The organism is Phascolarctobacterium sp. (assembly GCF_045124115.1).
Taxonomy (GTDB): domain Bacteria; phylum Bacillota; class Negativicutes; order Acidaminococcales; family Acidaminococcaceae; genus Phascolarctobacterium_A.
Genome location: NZ_JBGVLF010000066.1, coordinates 79,611 through 97,032 on the forward strand (window position 1 = coordinate 79,611; position 17,422 = coordinate 97,032).

The 17,422-nt window shown below is 43.2% G+C and carries 19 protein-coding genes and 2 tRNA genes; 16 read left to right on the forward strand and 5 right to left on the reverse strand.

Annotated features, from left to right (window positions below):
- The first annotated feature begins 19 nt into the window (after positions 1 to 19).
- From lpxK to ACJMM4_RS10155, 16 genes are all read left to right on the forward strand, one after another.
- Positions 20 to 2,554, forward strand: a complete 2,535-nt coding sequence (gene lpxK / locus ACJMM4_RS10080) for a tetraacyldisaccharide 4'-kinase (RefSeq protein WP_405384286.1) — start codon at positions 20 to 22, stop codon at positions 2,552 to 2,554.
- Positions 2,551 to 3,285, forward strand: a complete 735-nt coding sequence (gene kdsB, locus ACJMM4_RS10085) for a 3-deoxy-manno-octulosonate cytidylyltransferase (RefSeq protein ID WP_405384288.1) — start codon at positions 2,551 to 2,553, stop codon at positions 3,283 to 3,285. The genes lpxK and kdsB overlap by 4 nt, the downstream gene beginning before the upstream one ends.
- A 13-nt stretch (positions 3,286 to 3,298) precedes the next feature.
- Entirely contained in the window at positions 3,299 to 4,117 is an 819-nt protein-coding gene (gene kdsA / locus ACJMM4_RS10090) for a 3-deoxy-8-phosphooctulonate synthase (RefSeq protein ID WP_405379337.1), read from the forward strand.
- 29 nt (positions 4,118 to 4,146) lie between these two features.
- A complete protein-coding gene (locus tag ACJMM4_RS10095) occupies positions 4,147 to 5,112 on the forward strand; it encodes an SIS domain-containing protein (protein ID WP_405384308.1) in 966 nt (321 codons plus the stop codon).
- Positions 5,112 to 5,711 carry a KdsC family phosphatase gene (locus tag ACJMM4_RS10100; protein WP_405384290.1) on the forward strand — a complete coding sequence of 200 codons (600 nt, stop codon included), beginning with the start codon at positions 5,112 to 5,114 and terminating at the stop codon, positions 5,709 to 5,711. Before ACJMM4_RS10095 ends, ACJMM4_RS10100 begins: the two co-directional genes overlap by 1 nt.
- Entirely contained in the window at positions 5,711 to 6,613 is a 903-nt protein-coding gene (locus ACJMM4_RS10105; RefSeq protein ID WP_405379339.1) for a lysophospholipid acyltransferase family protein, read from the forward strand. Before ACJMM4_RS10100 ends, ACJMM4_RS10105 begins: the two co-directional genes overlap by 1 nt.
- Positions 6,603 to 7,157 carry an LPS export ABC transporter periplasmic protein LptC gene (lptC, locus tag ACJMM4_RS10110; protein ID WP_405379340.1) on the forward strand — a complete coding sequence of 185 codons (555 nt, stop codon included), beginning with the start codon at positions 6,603 to 6,605 and terminating at the stop codon, positions 7,155 to 7,157. The genes ACJMM4_RS10105 and lptC overlap by 11 nt, the downstream gene beginning before the upstream one ends.
- Before the next feature lies 1 nt (position 7,158).
- Positions 7,159 to 7,917: an LptA/OstA family protein gene (locus ACJMM4_RS10115; protein ID WP_405384292.1), complete on the forward strand. Its 759-nt coding sequence runs from the start codon at positions 7,159 to 7,161 to the stop codon at positions 7,915 to 7,917.
- An 18-nt stretch (positions 7,918 to 7,935) separates the two neighbouring features.
- Positions 7,936 to 8,655 carry an LPS export ABC transporter ATP-binding protein gene (gene lptB / locus ACJMM4_RS10120; protein WP_405384294.1) on the forward strand — a complete coding sequence of 240 codons (720 nt, stop codon included), beginning with the start codon at positions 7,936 to 7,938 and terminating at the stop codon, positions 8,653 to 8,655.
- Between the two features lie 11 nt (positions 8,656 to 8,666).
- Entirely contained in the window at positions 8,667 to 9,758 is a 1,092-nt protein-coding gene (locus tag ACJMM4_RS10125; protein WP_405379343.1) for an LptF/LptG family permease, read from the forward strand.
- A 35-nt stretch (positions 9,759 to 9,793) separates the two neighbouring features.
- The gene (locus tag ACJMM4_RS10130) at positions 9,794 to 10,960 is read left to right on the forward strand and encodes a DUF3084 domain-containing protein (protein WP_405379344.1); all 1,167 of its coding nucleotides are present in this window, start codon (positions 9,794 to 9,796) and stop codon (positions 10,958 to 10,960) included.
- Positions 10,944 to 11,336, forward strand: a complete 393-nt coding sequence (locus ACJMM4_RS10135) for a pre-16S rRNA-processing nuclease YqgF (RefSeq protein ID WP_405379362.1) — start codon at positions 10,944 to 10,946, stop codon at positions 11,334 to 11,336. Before ACJMM4_RS10130 ends, ACJMM4_RS10135 begins: the two co-directional genes overlap by 17 nt.
- 10 nt (positions 11,337 to 11,346) lie before the next feature.
- On the forward strand, positions 11,347 to 11,955 hold the full coding sequence (locus ACJMM4_RS10140) for a cyclodeaminase/cyclohydrolase family protein (RefSeq protein WP_405379345.1): 609 nt from the start codon (positions 11,347 to 11,349) through the stop codon (positions 11,953 to 11,955).
- Between the two features lie 97 nt (positions 11,956 to 12,052).
- Positions 12,053 to 12,140 (forward strand) — tRNA-Ser (locus tag ACJMM4_RS10145).
- A gap of 42 nt (positions 12,141 to 12,182) precedes the next feature.
- A complete protein-coding gene (locus ACJMM4_RS10150) occupies positions 12,183 to 12,620 on the forward strand; it encodes a peptidylprolyl isomerase (protein WP_405384296.1) in 438 nt (145 codons plus the stop codon).
- A gap of 67 nt (positions 12,621 to 12,687) precedes the next feature.
- Positions 12,688 to 12,778 (forward strand) — tRNA-Ser (locus ACJMM4_RS10155).
- 173 nt (positions 12,779 to 12,951) lie between these two features.
- On the opposite strand, the gene ACJMM4_RS10160 is transcribed toward ACJMM4_RS10155, so the two are convergent.
- Genes ACJMM4_RS10160 through ACJMM4_RS10180 form a run of 5 tightly spaced genes read right to left on the reverse strand, consistent with a single transcriptional unit; the run spans position 12,952 to position 17,197 of the window.
- Entirely contained in the window at positions 12,952 to 14,208 is a 1,257-nt protein-coding gene (locus ACJMM4_RS10160) for a tyrosine-type recombinase/integrase (protein ID WP_405384298.1), read from the reverse strand.
- A 52-nt stretch (positions 14,209 to 14,260) separates the two neighbouring features.
- On the reverse strand, positions 14,261 to 14,449 hold the full coding sequence (locus tag ACJMM4_RS10165; protein WP_405384300.1) for a hypothetical protein: 189 nt from the start codon (positions 14,447 to 14,449) through the stop codon (positions 14,261 to 14,263).
- Positions 14,450 to 14,470: 21 nt separating this feature from the next.
- The gene (locus ACJMM4_RS10170; RefSeq protein WP_405384302.1) at positions 14,471 to 15,592 is read right to left on the reverse strand and encodes a relaxase/mobilization nuclease domain-containing protein; all 1,122 of its coding nucleotides are present in this window, start codon (positions 15,590 to 15,592) and stop codon (positions 14,471 to 14,473) included.
- Positions 15,579 to 15,854, reverse strand: coding sequence for a ribbon-helix-helix domain-containing protein (locus tag ACJMM4_RS10175; RefSeq protein WP_405384304.1), 276 nt, complete (start codon positions 15,852 to 15,854; stop codon positions 15,579 to 15,581). The genes ACJMM4_RS10170 and ACJMM4_RS10175 overlap by 14 nt, the downstream gene beginning before the upstream one ends.
- Complete coding sequence (locus ACJMM4_RS10180; protein ID WP_405384306.1) at positions 15,851 to 17,197, reverse strand: phage/plasmid primase, P4 family; 1,347 nt, start codon at positions 17,195 to 17,197, stop codon at positions 15,851 to 15,853. Before ACJMM4_RS10180 ends, ACJMM4_RS10175 begins: the two co-directional genes overlap by 4 nt.
- Positions 17,198 to 17,422: the final 225 nt, after the last annotated feature.

Sequence of the window (17,422 nt, forward strand, 5' to 3'; positions counted from 1 at the left end):
GGCGAAAAGAGGTTAGTGAATGTATATTCTTTATAATATTTTAATTTTAATAGTTTTGGTGGTCTTTGTACTGCCCTACTATACATATCGCCTGTTTACAGAAAAGGGTTTTAAGTTACGTTTCAAGCAACAGGTTTTTGGTAATATTGATGAAGCTGAAATTGCTAAAGTTATGCGCAAGGACTGCATTTGGATTCACGGTGCTTCCGTAGGTGAAATCGTAGCTACCAGTCCTTTGGTAAAGCAAATCCGTAAGGAAATGCCTGACCGCCCGGTATTGGTATCTGCTTTTACTGTAGGTGGTTACAATATGGCGAAGCAGATTATTCCTGAAGCTGATGCTATTATTTATTTCCCGTTAGATTTGCCGTTCGTGGCTGAATCTTTGGTTAAACGTATCCACCCCGGTGTATTTATGCCTGTAGAAACGGAACTGTGGCCTAATTTCCTGCGCGCTATCCGCGAACGCCATATTCCTGTAATGATGGTCAATGGTCGTATTTCTGAGAAATCCGTGAAAAACTATCGTTATTTATATGGAATTTGGGATGATATGCTGAATACTGTTACTCGTTTCTGCATGCAGTCCAGCATTGATGCTGATTATATTGCTCATCTTGGTGCTGATAAAAATAAAATCTTCGTCACCGGCAATACTAAATTTGACCAAACTTATGCAGAAGTAACTCCTGAAGATCTTGATAAATACCGTTATGAATTGGGCTTGCGTCAAGATTATCCTATTATTGTGGCAGGTTCCACTCATCCGGGCGAGGAAAAGATTTTGCTGGAGTCCTTTACTGCAGTACGTAAGAAATATCCCCATGCCCGTTTGGTTATCGCTCCTCGTAAAACTGCTCGTGCGGAAGAAATTGCTAAATTGGCTTCTCACTATGGTTATGAAACCGGCTTCCGTTCCAAAATGCTGGAGGAGCAGGGAGAGCGCAAGGAATATCCCTTGCTGATTATTGATACCATCGGTGAATTAGGCCGTATTTATGCTGTTGGCGACGTTGTCTATGTTGGCGGCTCCTTTAGTAATACCGGCGGCCATAACGTTTTGGAGCCTGCAGCTCATGCTAAACCGATTTTGGTTGGTCCTTCCATGCAGAACTTTAAGGATTCCTATGCTTTGTTGAGCAAGGTTAAGGCTTGCAAAATGGTAGCAAACCAAGGCGAGCTGACCAGTGAATTCCTAGATATTTTGGCGAATGATGAACGTCGTGCTGCTATGGGTGCGGCTTCCTTGCAAGTTATCAAGGAAAACCGTGGTGCTGATGTACGTAGTATCGGCTATTTGAAGGAACTTCTGGATCTGACTGCTGTTCCTTCCCGCGACTATCCTGTTTATCCTATTAACACCCGCAATCTGACGGATGAAGGCGGTGGCCGTCTCCGACACGGTGATGCTATTATCCAGTACATCTATCAAATTGCTTATGGTCCGGATACTCCGTTTATGGGGTGGCTGCTTCTGGCTGTGCTGCGCGGTATGTCCTATTTGTATGAATTCGGCGTATGCTGCAAGCTGAGCATGTACGAGTCCGGTTTATTGAAAAAAGAAAAATTGAAATGCTGCGTTATCTCCATCGGTAATATTACTGTTGGCGGTACCGGTAAAACTCCTACTGCCCAAAAGATGGCTGCTATTATTAAGTCCATGGGCTATCGCGTTGTCATTTTGAACCGTGGCTATCGCTCCCATTGGGGCAAGGAATTGGGTGTTGTTTCTGACGGTAATAAGATTTTTATGACTGCCTATGAAGCAGGTGACGAAGCTTATTTAATGGCGAAGACTCTGCCCGGTATTCCTGTAATTATCGGCAAAAACCGTGCTGTTACCGGTCGGTATGCTGTAGAAAAAATGCATGCGGAAGTTATCATTATGGATGACGGCTATCAGCATTGGCAGTTGGAACGCGATTTGGATGTGGTTTTGGTTGATACTTTGAATATGTTTGGCAATGGCTATGTATTGCCTCGCGGCACGTTGCGCGAACCTTTGCAGAACTTGGTTCGTGGCGACCTGTTCCTGCTAACCAAAACTGACCAAAGCAGTCGCTTGAGCAGAATGCAGCTGCGTAACACTATAGCTAAGTACAACGAAGGCGCTCCTGTAATAGAGAGTGTGCATCATCCTAAAAACTTTGTAGAGATTGCTGACTGGTACAAAGGTATTTCCGAAAACATCAAGGATTTGGAAGAACTGCGCGGCAAGGACGTTATGGTCTTCTCTGCTATCGGCAATCCTTCCTCTTTTGAACAAACATTGTCTAGCATCGGCCTGAATATTTTGGAAGCAGTGCGTTATCCTGACCATCACGATTATGGTATGCTGGAAATGCAGTATATTAATGAACGCGCTAGCAGTCTGAAGGCTGTTGCCATGGTTGTTACTGCTAAAGACGCAGTAAAGATTCCTACTGAGTTTATTTATTCTGCCCGCGAAATTCCTCTGTATATCCTGAATATGGATATCTGCATTACTGAGGGCATGGATAAGTTTAAAGAGTATATTGAGAACGCCATTACAAAGGAGCTTGATAAAAAATGAAAGTTTTATGCGTAATTCCTGCCCGCTATGCATCTACCCGTCTACCGGGCAAACCCTTGAGCATGATTGCCGGAAAACCAATGATTCAACGTGTTTATGAACGTGCCTGCATGGCTAAGCTGCCCGACGAAGTTGTTGTAGCAACTGATAATGAACTGGTAAAGAATGCGGTGGACAGCTTTGGCGGTAAAGCTATGATGACTTCTCCCGACCATCCCAGTGGCACCGACCGTTTGGCAGAGGTGGCTTTAGGCTATCCTGATGTGGACGTTATCGTTAATGTACAAGGTGATGAACCCATGATTCCTCCTGAGGTTATCGATCGTCTGGCAGAAGCATTTACTGAAGATGCTGATTTGCAAATGGCAACATTGAAGGTAGAGATGCCGGAAGAAGATTACAACAATCCTGCAGCAGTAAAAGTTGTAACTGATTTGAACGGTTACGCATTATACTTCTCCCGTAGCCTGATGCCTTATCCGCGTAATAAACCGGAAGGCTATAAGGTTTATAAACATGTGGGCATTTACGCTTATCGTCGCAGCTTCCTGTTGAAATATGCAGCTTTGGAGCCCACTCCTTTGGAGCGTGCCGAAAGCTTGGAACAGCTGCGTGCTTTAGAAAATGGCTATAAGATTAAAGTTTTGGAAAGCGATTTCCAGGGCATTGGTGTAGACACCCCCGAAGATTTGGCAGCAGTAAATGAACTTTTTACCAAAATGAACAAATAACTGGAGGTTAGACATGCATATTGTTAAAGTTGGTAATTATGAGGTTGGGCAAGGGCATCCCTTGATGCTTATGGCAGGTCCTTGCGTATTGGAAGGCTATGAGCGCAGCTTGATGATTGGTCAGCGTACCAAGGAAATCTGTGCAGAATTGGGCATTCCCTACGTATTTAAAGCTTCTTTTGATAAAGCAAACCGTTCTTCCTATGCTTCCTTCCGTGGACCCGGCATTGAAGAAGGCTTGAAGATTCTGGCGCAAATTAAAAAGGATTTGGGCGTACCGGTTGTTACTGATATCCACGAACCTTGGCAGGCAGAAAAGGCTGCAGAAGTTGCCGATATCCTGCAAATTCCTGCTTTCCTGTGCCGCCAAACCGATCTCGTTTGGGCTGCTGCTAAAACCGGCAGAACTATTAATGTCAAAAAAGGCCAATTCTTAGCACCTTGGGATATGAAGAATGTTATCAAAAAGGTGGAGGAAGCTGGCAATAATAATCTGATGCTGACTGAGCGTGGTGCTAGCTTCGGCTATAACACTTTAGTAACCGATATGCGTGGCTTGGCAATTATGCGCGAGCTTGGCTATCCTGTGGTTATGGACGCAACTCACAGCGTACAGATTCCCGGTGGTCAAGGCACTTCCAGCGGCGGTCAAAGCCAATATGTTCCCCATATGGCACGTGCTGCTGCTGCAGTAGGTATTGATGCATTGTTCTTAGAAGTACATGACAATCCTGCAGAAGCACTAAGCGATGGTCCGAACATGGTGCAGTTGGACAATTTAAAGAAACTGCTTAGCGATGTTATCGCTATAGATAAGATTGTAAGAGGTTAAGAAGAAAGGTGGCAGCAGGTATGGAAGCAATGCTGGAGCATGCGCGGGATGTGCTGCGTATGGAAGCAGAAGCTGTTTTAGAGCTTGTGCCCAGAGTAGATGAAAATTTTGCCGCAGCAGTTAAGATGATTCTGGACTGCCATGGGCGTACTGTTATTACCGGTATGGGTAAAAGCGGTTTGATTGGTCGCAAGATGGCGGCAACCTTAGCTAGTACCGGTACTCCGTCTTTTTATCTGCATCCTGCGGAGGGCATCCATGGCGATTTAGGCATGGTAACTAGCGAGGATGTGGTTATTGCTTTGTCCAACAGCGGCGAAACCGGCGAAGTACTTAACATTTTGCCGTCCTTGCGCAGAATTGGTGCTAAGATTATTGCTATGGTTGGTAATGCTAATTCTACCCTTGGTAAGAACGCCGATGTTATTTTAAATGTAGGTGTTAGCAAAGAAGCATGCCCCTTGGGTTTGGCACCCACCAGCAGCACTACTGCAGCATTAGCCTATGGTGATGCTTTGGCATTGGCTTTGTTGAAAAAGCATAATTTTACTGCCAGCCAGTTTGCTATTTTCCATCCCGGTGGCAGTTTAGGCCGTAAGTTACTTTTGACTGTAGGCAATATTATGCATAAGGGTGATGAAAACCCCACTGTATTGGCAGATACTACCGTACAAGAAGCACTCTTTGTTATTACTGATAAAGGTTTAGGTGCAGTATCCGTTGTTGACACTAATGGTGTTATGCAGGGCGTACTTACCGATGGCGATATCCGTCGCGGTTTGAGCAAAGGCGTGGACTTCCTGCAGCGTCCTGTAAGGGAATTGATGACTGCTAATCCTAAAACTATTACGGAAGACAAGCTTGCTGCCCAAGCATTGCATTTGATGGAAAGCAACAAGCCCAAACCGATTACTGTGCTGCCTGTTATTGATGCAGAACGCAAGGTTATCGGCCTGCTGCATATGACTGACTTGGTTCGCCAGGGAGTGGTATAATGAGCGGTAAAAGCAAGGAAGAGTTCTGCCGTGATTTACAGGATGAGCCTTGGTTTGAGGATACGCAGGAACGGATGGCTGCCATTCGCCTGTTAGCGCTTGATGTTGATGGTGTGCTCACTGACGGCACTATTAACATAGGGGAGAACGGCGAACTGTTCAAAGGGTTTAATGCTAAGGATGGTATGGGCGTCAGTCTAGCACTGCGTAGCGGTCTGCAGGTTGCTATTATCACCGGACGCAGGAGTGCAATTATCCATAGACGTGCTCAAGAGCTTGGCATTACACATATTTGCGAAGGCATTAAGGATAAGGCTGAAGCTTTAAGAATGTTGTGTGCAGAACTGCAGCTGGATGTGTCCGAAGCAGCCTTTATGGGTGATGACCTTAATGATATTCCTGCCATTGTAAACTGTGGCTTTGCTTTCGCTCCTGCTGATGCAGTTGAGGAAGTGTGCAGTATTGTGGACATGGTGACTTTTGCCCAAGGAGGCAGAGGCGCTGTGCGCGAGGCTATACAGAAACTTTTAGAGGCACAGGGGAAATGGCAGAAACTTGTGGCGGCATATTTCCAATCCGGGCAAGGAGATAAACAATAATGTGGTTGTATTATTTATTAAAAACATTGAGTACAGTGATTTCCTGGCTCCCTTATAAAATGATAGTTGTCATTGGTAAGGGCGTTGGGCACTTGTACCATAAAATTGCAAAGAAGCAGAGGGTTCGCGCTGAAGAAACTATTCGCGAGCGTCTGGGCTATAGCGAAGAACAGGCACGCGCTACCATCAAGAAGTTGTTCATCAATTTGGGCATTACTTTCATGGAAATTATGTATATGCCTGCTCTGAACAAGGATAATATTCGTGGCTTAGTAACTTTTGACCGTCCGGAAGTGTTGTGGGATGCAGTGCATGAAGGTAAAGGCGTGGTAATGCTTGCCTGCCATATGGACAACTGGGAGTGGTTGGGTGCAGGCTTGGCTTTAAACGGCTTCCCGTTGAGTGCGGTAGAAAAACCCCAGCCTAACAGAGTGTACAGCGACTTTATGAATGAACTGCGTACCGGTGTAGGTCAAGAAATTTTCTCCCGTGGTACCAGCGAGATTTTAGGTTGCGCTAGAGCGATGAAAAAGGGACGTATGTTGGGCTTGATTGCCGACCAAGACGGCGGCTATGATGGCATCTTTGTTTCTTTCTTGGGTAAGATGGCCTCTACTCCCAGCGGTCCTGCGTATTTTTCTCGTAAATTTAAAGCGCCTATTATACCTATTTTTATTGTTCGTAAGCCCGATGGCTATGGTCACCAAGCGATTGTTAAGGATCCGATTCGCTATGAGTTTACCGGTGACCAAAAGTTGGATGACTATAATGTTACTTTGAAAATGACCCAAGAGGTTGAAAAAATCATAAAAGAATATCCTGACAATTGGATTTGGTTCCAGCATCGTTGGAATACACCTTATACCCCACCTGAGGAGGCAGAACAGGCAGATGCAAAATAAAAATATTATTATATCCGTTATTGCGGGCCTGTTAGTAGCAGCAGGTATCATAGGTTGGTTGATTTTTGGCGGTGAACGACCTGTCACCATTAAAGGTGGCAACGGCGTTAGTGCTCAAATCAACGCTACCTTGAAGAATACGGTGTTGCAGCGTGAGCAGGATGGCAAACTGCTGTGGAAATTCACAGTTGCCAGCGTTACCAATGATAAGCAGAAAAATACTGCTACTTTAAATGGCATTACGGGCAAACTCTATCGTAGTGATGGCAGCTATGTAGATATTTCTGCAGACAAAGGCAGCGTACAGCTTAATAAAAATGATTTTTCCTTAGAGGGTAATGTTAAAGCGGTGTTGAATACAGGTGGCGAATTATACGCTGATAAAATTACTTGGATTCAAAAGACTGATAACATTACTGCCAAAGGACATTTTAAATTGGTTAAGAGTCCGTGGACTGCTATTGCTGACGAAGCGGTGACAACCAGTGCTCTGAAAAACGTAAAGCTGAAGGGTAACGCAAAAGTTGAGAAAGGCGGCGAATAGAATGAATTATAAAAAGAAAGTAGTGCTGGCTGTAGCAGCTGCTGTCCTTTCCTTGGGATTAGCAACTACAGCGTGGGCTGCTCCCGGAAATTTCAGCGTCCAAGCTGATGAGCTGGAATATAACTTGCAGACTGGCGAAGGTGAAGCTAAAGGTCATGTCGTACTGCTGCAAGACGGTGGCAAGGCTACCAGCGACTATGCTAAATTTAACAGCAAAACTAAAAGCGGTGTGCTGACCGGCAATGTTGTTGCTGATAGAGGCGATGCCCACATTGTGTGCAATGAATTTATTGCCCATGATGAAAACAATATGTCCGCTGTTGGTGGCGCAGTCATCACCAAGGAAGGTAAAAGTTTGAGCGCTGACCGTGTGAACTACTATAAAGCGCGTGAGTATGCGGAAACCGTAGGCAGCTGGGCGCGTTTGACAGATGTAGATGGCAGCGTACTGAACGCAGCGAAAATTGATTACGATATGGCTAAAGGCGTAGCTAATGCTTACGGCGGCGTTACCATTAACAGTGATGCCCGTAATCTGACTGCATCTGCTGACAGCGCTGTTTATAAGACGGACAACAATGGTTATGTAGAGCTGATTGGTAATGCCAAAGCTACCCAAAATGGTAATTCCGTTGCCGGGGACAAGCTGCGTTTGACTAATGCCAATGTAGCAATTGCCGACGGCAATGTTGATGTAATCTACATTCCGGAAAAGCAGCCTGCTGTTAAGGAGCAGGATGTTGAACAAGCAAGCGCATAACCGAGGGAGGATACGAGCTTGATTATTAAGACAGATAATCTTGTAAAAATATATGGCGGACGTCATGTAGTTGATGGTGTCAGCATTACTGTAGAGCAAGGCAGTGTAGTCGGCCTATTGGGACCCAATGGCGCCGGCAAAACTACAACCTTCTACATGATTGTTGGCATTGAGCGTCCCAATAGCGGCGTTGTTACTTTGGACGGCAAGGATATTTCCGGTATGCCCATGTACGAGCGTGCACGCGCAGGTATCGGCTATCTTCCCCAAGAAGCTTCCATATTCAGCAAAATGACTGTAGAAGAAAACATCATGGCTATTTTGGAAACCACTGATTTGAATACTGCTGAACGGGAAGCAAAGATGAATGACCTTTTGGATGAATTCCGTTTGAACCATGTGCGTAAGAGTGAAGGCAAGGCTTTGTCCGGCGGTGAACGTCGTCGTGTAGAAATTGCCCGCGCCCTTGCTACTGATCCGGCCTTTATCCTTTTGGATGAACCTTTTGCCGGTATTGACCCTATCGCTGTTGCTGATATTCAAGGCATGATTGCCCACTTGGCGCAACGCGGTATCGGTATTCTGATCACAGACCACAATGTACGTGAAACATTGAGCATTGTTGATAAAGCGTATATTTTGGCTGAAGGTAAGATTTTACTTCATGGTGATAGCAAAACTATTGCTAATGACCCTGTTGCCCGTAAGTATTATTTGGGTGACAATTTTAGTATGTAGGAGGAAGGAAAGTGCGTTTACGTTTATTAGACCGTTATGTGCTGAAGGAGCTGTTGTACCCCTTCGTTTTCGGCATCGCCGCCTTCTCCAGCATTTTTATTGCCAGCACCATGCTGTTCAAAATCACTCAGTACATTACCCGCTATGGCGCTCCTATGGAGACCATCGCCCGTTTGTTTATGTACAACATGCCGGAAATTATCAACTATACTTTCCCTATGTCCATGTTGTTGGCAGCATTGATGGCTTTTGGCAAGCTCTCCGGTAGCAGCGAAATAACCGCTATGAAAGCAGGCGGTGTCAGTTACTATCGTATTGTAGCACCTGTCTTGGTGGTTGGCTTTATTGTCAGCATGTTCTCCGTGGTTTGGGCAGAAAAGGTTGTGCCTGCATCCAAGCATGAAGCAGGCCGAATTTTGAACGAAGAAATCAAACAAAACAGTAAGCCCAGCAGCCAAAACCACATCGTTATTAAAACTATTAGCGGTAAGACTCAGCGTGTTACCTATGCTAATAAATTTGACGAAAAAGAAGGCAAGATGACTGATATTACCATCGAAGAATTTGAAAATGGTAAGATTGCCCGTATCCAAACTGCTCACGAAGGTTTTTGGGAGAATGGCTCTTGGCGTATCGTTGATGGCAATGTTTTTGCTCTTAACGACAAGGAAGGCGTTACCAGTACTGCTAAATTTACAGAACAGGTCATTCCTTTGAACTTCTCTCCCAAGCAGATTTCTTGGGAGCAAAAGGATCCTGAAGAAATGACTATTGCGGAGCTTCGCGAATACATCGGTATGCTGGAGGCGCAGCAGTCTCCGACTAACCGTCAATGGTGTGAAATCTTCATGCGTATCAATATTCCTCTGGCAAGCTTCTTCTTTGCCATGATTGGTGCATGTTTGGGTACGCAAAAACAGCGCACCAGTTCTTCCATTGGTTTGGGTATCAGTATTATCGTTATCTTTATCTATTACGCAGTTATGGCCTTTACTTCCGGTTTGGGCAAGGGTGGCGCTATGCCTCCGTTCTTAGCTTGTACTCTGCCTAACATTTTGTGCTTAGGTATTGGCGTATATCTGATGAAGAAGAAAAACGTATAATTCGCTTTTGGCAAGTATGTAAAGGAGGGGGTCCATTGGTCGGCATACGCTTAATCATTATTATGGCGGTAGTCGGTGGGTTGATCGCCTATATTGCAGATAAGATGGGCAGCAAGATCGGCAAGAAAAAAATGTCCGTATTCGGCTTGCGCCCCAAGTATACTTCTATTTTGCTGACAGTTGTTGGTGGTTCCATTATTGCTATGTTGACCATAGGCGTAATGGCTATGGCTTCCCAAAGTGCGCGTACCGCTCTGTTTGGTATGGACAAGCTGCAAAAGGAGCTGAAACAGTTGAATTCTGAAAAGCATTTGGCTGCCCAAGCTTTAGATGAGGCAAAAATCAGAGTTGAAGCCCAAAATGCCAAGATTAATATGCTTGACGAAAAAATTAAGGAAAGCACTAGGGAAAATGATGCCATGGAAGCCCGATTGGGCGAATTGAATGCCATGTATAACCAGGCGCAAACAGCGGTTGCCGACCTGACTGCAGCAAAGGCCCAGCTGTCCGATGAAATTGAAGATTTGGAGAAGACTACTGCAGCACTGCGCAAGGGTATTATCAATATGCGTGAAGGCCAAGTATATTATCGTGCCGGAGAAATTGTCTACGCAGGTATTTTGCGCAGCGGTTTGAAGCATGATGAAAACGTGGCACAGGTTAACTGGCTTCTGCAGAATGCTAACGAAACGGCTTTGCAACGACTTGGTGTAGATGATCAAGAACAGCAGTTGCAAGCTATTTGGATTGCCCGTGAGATTGTGGAACAGACGGTTGCTGCTTTGGACAAGAGCAAGGGCAACTTGTTTGTGCGTGTGCGTACTGTGGCTAACATTATCGTGGGTGAATTGGCAGTTTGCGATTTGGAAATTTTTGAGAATCAATTTATTTATCCCGATGGCACTTTGATTTACAGCGAGGACTTTACCAATGTGGGCAAGGAAGGCTATGAAGGCATTATTATGGGCTTCCTAACGCAGGTTAACCATCTTGCTGTAGAGGCTGGCGTGCTCCCTGATCCTTTGACGGGTAAGGTTGGCAATATGGATGCTGCAACCATGATTGAAACAAGTAATATGATGCGCCGCATGAACGGCAATTTTACTCTCAAGGCTTATGCTAAAGGTGATATTACTACGGCAGGTCCTGTAAGAGTAAGGCTGGAGGTGCTTCCAAAAAGTGAAGATGTATCTGGGGATTGATCCCGGACGCAGCAAAACAGGCTTGGCCCTTGTAGCTGCGGACGGCAGGATCATCGCCCTGCATATTGCTTCTACGGAGCGTATTGAAGAAGAGCTGCGGTCCTTTGCGGGACAGCAGCTCTTGTCACATATAGTCATGGGCGATGGAACTAATAATAAAGCTATTGGTAAAGCAGTAGCAAGAGTTTTTCCGGCAGTGGAACTTGATTTAGTGGGTGAAGCTCACAGTACTGAGGAAGCGAGAACTTTGTATTGGCAGGAAAATCCGCCTAAAGGTTGGCGGAAGTTAGTACCTTTGGGACTACTTGTTCCCGACGAGCCTTTAGATGCTTATGCTGCTGTAGTGCAAGTTCGTAGATGGCTGAATAAAAAATGAGGTGTTAATTATGGAAAAATTTTTAAATGCATTGGCATCCAGCGCGCCTGCACCGGGCGGTGGCGGTGGCGCAGCTATGGCAGGTGCTTTAGCTGCGGCACTTTCTTCAATGGTAGCTAATCTTACCATTGGCAAGGAAAAATTTGCAGCGCAAGAAGCGCAGGTGCAAGCTTTGCTGAAAGATGCTGAGGAACTGCGTGCTGAAATGCTGCAGCTGGTTAGCGATGATGCAGAAGTGTTCAATAGCTTTATGGCTTGCTATAAACTGCCTAAGGCAACGGAAGCAGAGAAGGCTGCACGTACCGCTGCTATTCGCGCTGCTGCCAAGAAGGCGGCAGCGGTGCCTCTTGCTATTGCGGAGGGAGCAGGCAAAGTGCTCGTTATTGCTGACAAGCTGACGGTATTGGGTAACCCCGGTGTGATTACAGATGCAGCTTGCAGCGCTATTTTAGCTCGTGCTGCTTTGCGTTGCGCAGAGTATAATGTCCGTATTAACCTGAACCTAACTAAAGATGATGAGTTTAACGCTGCAGCATTAGCAAAATTAGAAACTCTGCAGAACGAAGCACTGCGATTGGAGAACAACGTTTTAAAGCTGACGGATGCAGCAATATCCTAAAGTTCTTGACGGAATGAAGATAATAACATATAATTGAAAGGTAACGGCAATTGAATAAGTTGGCTTTGTTGACAATGAATCATTGACGGGACTATTTGGAAAGGTGGCCGAGTGGTTTAAGGCTCTAGTCTTGAAAACTAGCGAAGGTAACACTTCCGTGGGTTCGAATCCCACCCTTTCCGCCACATAAAAATACACGTAAAGCATAAATAAAAGGAGATAGAACCTTGGCTATTACTGGTAAGAATGTTGGCAAAACCCTGCGTTGCCACTATCAAGGAACTTTAAACGATGGTACTCAATTTGACTCTTCCTATGACAGAGGAGAGCCGTTGGAGTTTAAATGCGGTGCAGGCATGATGATTGCCGGCTTTGATGCAGCTGTTGCAGATATGGAAGTTGGCGAGATCAAAAACATTCACCTGACTCCTGCGGAAGCTTATGGCGAAGCAGATCCTAAGCTGATTTTTACCGTTCCTGTTAAAGAGTTGCCTGGCTCTGAGGTGCTCAAAGCTGGTCAAAGAGTAACTCTTACTAATACCTATGGTCAACCTTTCCCTGTAGTTGTAAAGGAAATGGATGGCGAAAACATCACTTTTGACGCTAACCATGAAATGGCTGGTAAGGAATTGAATTTTAAAATTGAATTGGTTGAAATTCTCTAAGGTTAATTTGTCAGCGTAGGTGTTGACAAACGAGGGGATTTTTGCTATACTACAAAAGTAGTCTATTGGAGTGGTACTCAAGTGGCTGAAGAGGACGGTTTGCTAAATCGTTAGACGTGTCAAAGCGTGCGTGGGTTCGAAACCCACCCACTCCGCCAATATGCGGTTTTCAGGGCTTAGATTTTTCTAAGCCCTGTATTTTTTTGTTCAGGGATGACAATAAGGATGACAATAAGTTTTAGAAGACGAAAAAAACGATGCTTTTAGCACTTGTAGGGTGTGAAAAGCATCGTTTTTCTTTTTGGGGGAAACAAAACATTTAATTGGCGAATTAAAGATTATTGACTATGTGTTCTGAGGCTGATGGTAATAAAAAGGAATCTTTTTTAGATAAAGCCGAATTAAATGGGATATTCAGGAGATTATATGAGTCTAGAGCCATAATAGCAGTATCCTGCATCGCTTTAATTGCATGGGCATAAGTGTCTAATGTTATGCGTATGGAAGCGTGTCCTAGTCGCTCAGAAACAACCTTAACGTTTACTCCTGATGATAGCAACCATGTAGCGTGACAATGTCTTAGGTCATGGAATCTAAGTGCTGGAGGTAGGTTATTAGATTTTAAGATAATCTGTTTGAAATAGTGGTAAGAAAATGAAGCGGGATGTCTAAGTTGACCAAACTTATTAGCAAATACAAAGTTATGATCAATGTATGTTGTAGAATTGATTTCTTTGTATATGTTTATCTGCCAATTTTTATATTCCAATAAGGCATTTTTTACAAAGATGGGGATTGGTATAGACCGTCTACTCATATCTGTTTTCAAATCTTGTTGCAAAATAGTTCCATGATTAGTTTTGACTGCACTTTGAACAATATGAATTAGATTTCTATCTAAGTCTATATTATTCCAAGTTAAACCGAAAATCTCGCCTAACCTCATACCTGTTCCTAAAGCAAGTACGACCGCAAGGAAACTAACCATACTTTGCGTTTTCGCAGCGGTTATTAGTTCTAAAGCTTGTTGGTGAGACAAGATTAGTATTTCTGCTTTGGAAACCTTTACGGTTTTCGTTTTTTCAGCCTGGTTTTTAAGTATGATGCCTAAATCATATGCATCATTAAGAGCTTGGATTAGTAATCTTCTAGTAGTATTAACGGTACGAGGAGAAAGCCCCTGATTGGTTTCGCCACCTTCATTTAGTAAACGTATTAAAAATTGTTGAATAATATCAGTAGTTAGTTCGTTAAGTGAGATGTCACCGATGTACGGAATGATGTGTCTATTAATAGCCAACTCATATCGTTCATAGGTCTTTAAACGAATTTCTTGCTGTTTGTAATTAGATAACCAATGCCGTAACCAGTCAGAGAGCTTTTGGTGGCTTTTGGTTATATCAACATTATTTTTGATTAGTGTAGTAAATTCAGTTGCTTTTTTCATTGCGTCTCTAGCACTCTTTTTGCTAGTGAAAACCTTACGCTTAGTTTTATTTAGTTTTGAATCATAGTAACTAATGTAGTATTCAAAACGGTTACGTTTTTTATTATATTGAGGGCAACCCTCTCCATTTGAACGTTTCATATTAACCTCCTAAAAGTATAAGACCCGTTGATACGGGTCTTATACTTTTTGTTTATGCATATTTACCTTTTTGGATAAGACTATCAATATACCATTTGGGTATGAGTTTTCGCTTACCCATTGTAACCACTGGAATGGTACCATCTTTAATTCCAGCATAAACAGCTGAAAGACTAATGGGAAGAGGCCCACCATTTTTTACAATAAGTTCTTTTGCATTAAAAAATCTGTTGGTTGACATAAGCTACCTCCTTTTTATGTATCACAGTAGACAATGTTTTTTTAGAACCTTTAAAGCGGGTTCATAAAAATTAGTTTCAATAATTATTTCATCAACAAGCTTTTTGGAGACCTTATCGGTGAGAACCTTCAAATCACCTACTCCAACGAATGGTTTAATAAGTTCTTTGGTAGTAGTACTTTCAGGGATTGTAATTTTCTTTGCTCTAACATCCTTTTGGCAATCAAAGCATAAAGGAACATTGAATTCTTTCAATGAGTAGAAAAAAACTTTATCTGATAGCCGCTCGTTACATACGACACAGTAAGGGTCTGGGGTAGGGGGTTTAGGTTGAGGCAACAAGGAATCAAAAGGGAAAGGATTATGAGGAATAGCACTAGGCAAAGTTATAGTCTCTTGTGTATTGGATATCAATTCAGTGGTAGCAGGTTGTGCATACATTTGAGTGGTATCGCAAGTTACTAAAGGTGAGACATAATTACAATCGTAATAAGCATGGCTGTAACAGGGATCACCATACGGGTTAGTAGGGATAGATGAAATGTGCTTTTGATGCTCACGCATAGCTTGATAAGACAATAGAATATCAACATAACTTGATGGTTGGGGGTCATAAACTACAGTAGTTGATGCTGCGGAATAATCTTTGGATGATTTATGCCCTCTTAATGGGAAGCCGTAAGAGGAAAAAATTTCATCGATTATATTGCGTTGTAGATACAAATCATTGTTGCTAAGCTGAAGCCTTTTACCTGATAAGATATCAATGGTAGAGCCAACGATATGTACGTGCGGATGGCTAGTGTTTGAGTGCACAGCTGCCACGATTTGGTATGTGCCTTTTTTAGCAAAAAATTCAGCAATAAAATCTTTAGTGCCATTAAGCAAATCAGTATGGGTGATGCCACCGGAAGCAGAGATTACAGAATGAAATGCAATTCTACCGCCTTTTTGAGAAAATTTATCCAATACGATATTGGTTTCTTTTTCCCATTCGTTTTCGGAAAGATTGTGATAAAAGGATGCGGCAACTTTGTCAGGGTTCAGGACATAAGCAATGTTCTTGAAAATGGGGTTGCTGCTTGCGTTGATAGCTTTTGCGTTGAAGTTACGGAAAATAATGGTATTGCTAGATTTGGCCATGGAAAAGTTCCTCCTTAAAATTATTCAAGATTTTTTTGCCTGTTTCGTCTGTGTGGGAAACGAGCAAGGTTAATAAGTAACGCAAATAATTTTCTTGATTGGCACGAAGTAGGTCGGCTGTTAGGTCACTGGTGTTGTAAAAGCTGGAAATTGCTTTTCGAATAGCATCGGATCTATTGGGAGAGTAGCCGTTTTTTACTACACCATCGAGGAGCATAAGCTCCTCGTTGGTGAGACGAATGGTGATGCTTAATGACTTCATTCAGTTGCCTCCTCGTTTTGGGGGGAGATAACAGACAAGCCTTTATATCCATATGCCGGAGCGCTTCCGTCAATGCGAAATTTAGAGTACAGAACCCCTGGTAATGTACCGATTGCCGATTTCAGTTCTTGAGCGGACTGAGGCTGAACTGCATTTCTGAGGCAAAAAGCGTGGTAGAGACTCAAAAGAGTTTTTGTGTGGAGCTTTTTGTTGGTATCTTCTTCGATGCGGATGCAGTCTTTGAGGAATTTACTAACGGAGTTAACTTCTATCGCATAGCGTTCAAGGTAATCATTCGCAATTTGCGGAGTTGCAAATTGAAACTTTGATTTCACAAGTCTAGGTACGCTAGCTAGTGCCCAAGAAACGATAGTGTCCTTTTCAGCCAGCAATTTTTCTAGAAGGTAAGGGTCGCGTCTATCGGCAGTAATAGAATTTCCGAAGTAAAGCAGCTTTATGCGTTCTAAAATTGCAAGGGGGTCTGCATCAGCCAAGGGGGGGAGGAAGTTGCCACAGTACAAAAGGTGAGCGGTTGAGATGAAGGTTTCTGGTTCAGCATTTTTTCTCTCGATAATGATGCTATCTCCAGAGCTTATACGTTTAAACACATCAAAACCAGTAACTTTGTTGGAGCTAATCTCCTCACAAATGTTTGCGGAAGCATTCTTAAGCATTGCCAAACGGAATTTGTCTGAGAGCTCCTGCAGGGATAAGGCGGATGTATTCGGAAGCACAGCTCGTAAAAATCTTGCGAGTACGCTCTTGCCAGCACCGGATACCCCAATTAGAAAAAACGCGCCCTTGAAGGTGCGAATGTTTGTGAGGGTAAATCCTAGAATTTGTTGTAATAAAAGGATGCTGTCTTCGTCAGCTTGAAAAGTATCCTTTAAAAAATTAGAAAAAACAGGAGCTGTTTCTAATGTTGCGTTTGGATCAAATTTCGCATCTATCTTGATGGAAAAAAACTTACGTTCATCGCTAACAGAAGAATGAAGCTGACCGTCATGCACACTAAAAAGACCATTTTGCAGGCAAATGTAGTCTGGAGGATTTAATTCCTTAATGTTCAAGCACGGAAGCTCGGATAAAGTTTTAATGGTATCTTTCAAGAGGCCATTAGTTATGATAACGTTATCATCGTTGGAAAAGTGTTTGCGCAGTAAGAGAGTAGCCTTGCTGCCACAAAGAGGAGAAACGAAGCAATCATCATCAAGAATGTACAAAGTACCTTGAAAATTTACGAAAAGGTTGGAGTTAACTAATGCTTCAAGGAAGCGAATGCGATTTAATTTTTTGGTGCCGTCGTGTTTGATGTCAACAGCTGTGTCAATATTCAGTAACATACTGGATCTCCTTTCGGTATAAAAAATGACACAGCAAGAATAACACATGGTTTGTGTTTTTACAACACACAAAAAGGAATCCAAAAACGTGAGAATAAAATAAATAGTAACAAAAACAACCAATTGATAACAAAATAAGTGGTATAATTACAAAGAAAGGATTTATAAAAACGACAAAAGATGAATAAAGTTAGAAAAAGCGGATGTGGGAATAAAGCTGAAAAC

What these genes read in the sequence shown, in the direction of transcription:
- lpxK (WP_405384286.1), top strand. Translation starts at nt 20, where the DNA reads ATGTATATTCTTTATAATATTTTAATTTTAATAGTTTTGGTGGTCTTT.
- kdsB (WP_405384288.1), top strand. Translation starts at nt 2,551, where the DNA reads ATGAAAGTTTTATGCGTAATTCCTGCCCGCTATGCATCTACCCGTCTA.
- kdsA (WP_405379337.1), top strand. Translation starts at nt 3,299, where the DNA reads ATGCATATTGTTAAAGTTGGTAATTATGAGGTTGGGCAAGGGCATCCC.
- ACJMM4_RS10095 (WP_405384308.1), top strand. Translation starts at nt 4,147, where the DNA reads ATGCTGGAGCATGCGCGGGATGTGCTGCGTATGGAAGCAGAAGCTGTT.
- ACJMM4_RS10100 (WP_405384290.1), top strand. Translation starts at nt 5,112, where the DNA reads ATGAGCGGTAAAAGCAAGGAAGAGTTCTGCCGTGATTTACAGGATGAG.
- ACJMM4_RS10105 (WP_405379339.1), top strand. Translation starts at nt 5,711, where the DNA reads ATGTGGTTGTATTATTTATTAAAAACATTGAGTACAGTGATTTCCTGG.
- lptC (WP_405379340.1), top strand. Translation starts at nt 6,603, where the DNA reads ATGCAAAATAAAAATATTATTATATCCGTTATTGCGGGCCTGTTAGTA.
- ACJMM4_RS10115 (WP_405384292.1), top strand. Translation starts at nt 7,159, where the DNA reads ATGAATTATAAAAAGAAAGTAGTGCTGGCTGTAGCAGCTGCTGTCCTT.
- ACJMM4_RS10135 (WP_405379362.1), top strand. Translation starts at nt 10,944, where the DNA reads ATGTATCTGGGGATTGATCCCGGACGCAGCAAAACAGGCTTGGCCCTT.
- ACJMM4_RS10140 (WP_405379345.1), top strand. Translation starts at nt 11,347, where the DNA reads ATGGAAAAATTTTTAAATGCATTGGCATCCAGCGCGCCTGCACCGGGC.
- ACJMM4_RS10160 (WP_405384298.1), bottom strand. Translation starts at nt 14,208, where the DNA reads ATGAAACGTTCAAATGGAGAGGGTTGCCCTCAATATAATAAAAAACGT.
- ACJMM4_RS10165 (WP_405384300.1), bottom strand. Translation starts at nt 14,449, where the DNA reads ATGTCAACCAACAGATTTTTTAATGCAAAAGAACTTATTGTAAAAAAT.
- ACJMM4_RS10170 (WP_405384302.1), bottom strand. Translation starts at nt 15,592, where the DNA reads ATGGCCAAATCTAGCAATACCATTATTTTCCGTAACTTCAACGCAAAA.
- ACJMM4_RS10175 (WP_405384304.1), bottom strand. Translation starts at nt 15,854, where the DNA reads ATGAAGTCATTAAGCATCACCATTCGTCTCACCAACGAGGAGCTTATG.
- ACJMM4_RS10180 (WP_405384306.1), bottom strand. Translation starts at nt 17,197, where the DNA reads ATGTTACTGAATATTGACACAGCTGTTGACATCAAACACGACGGCACC.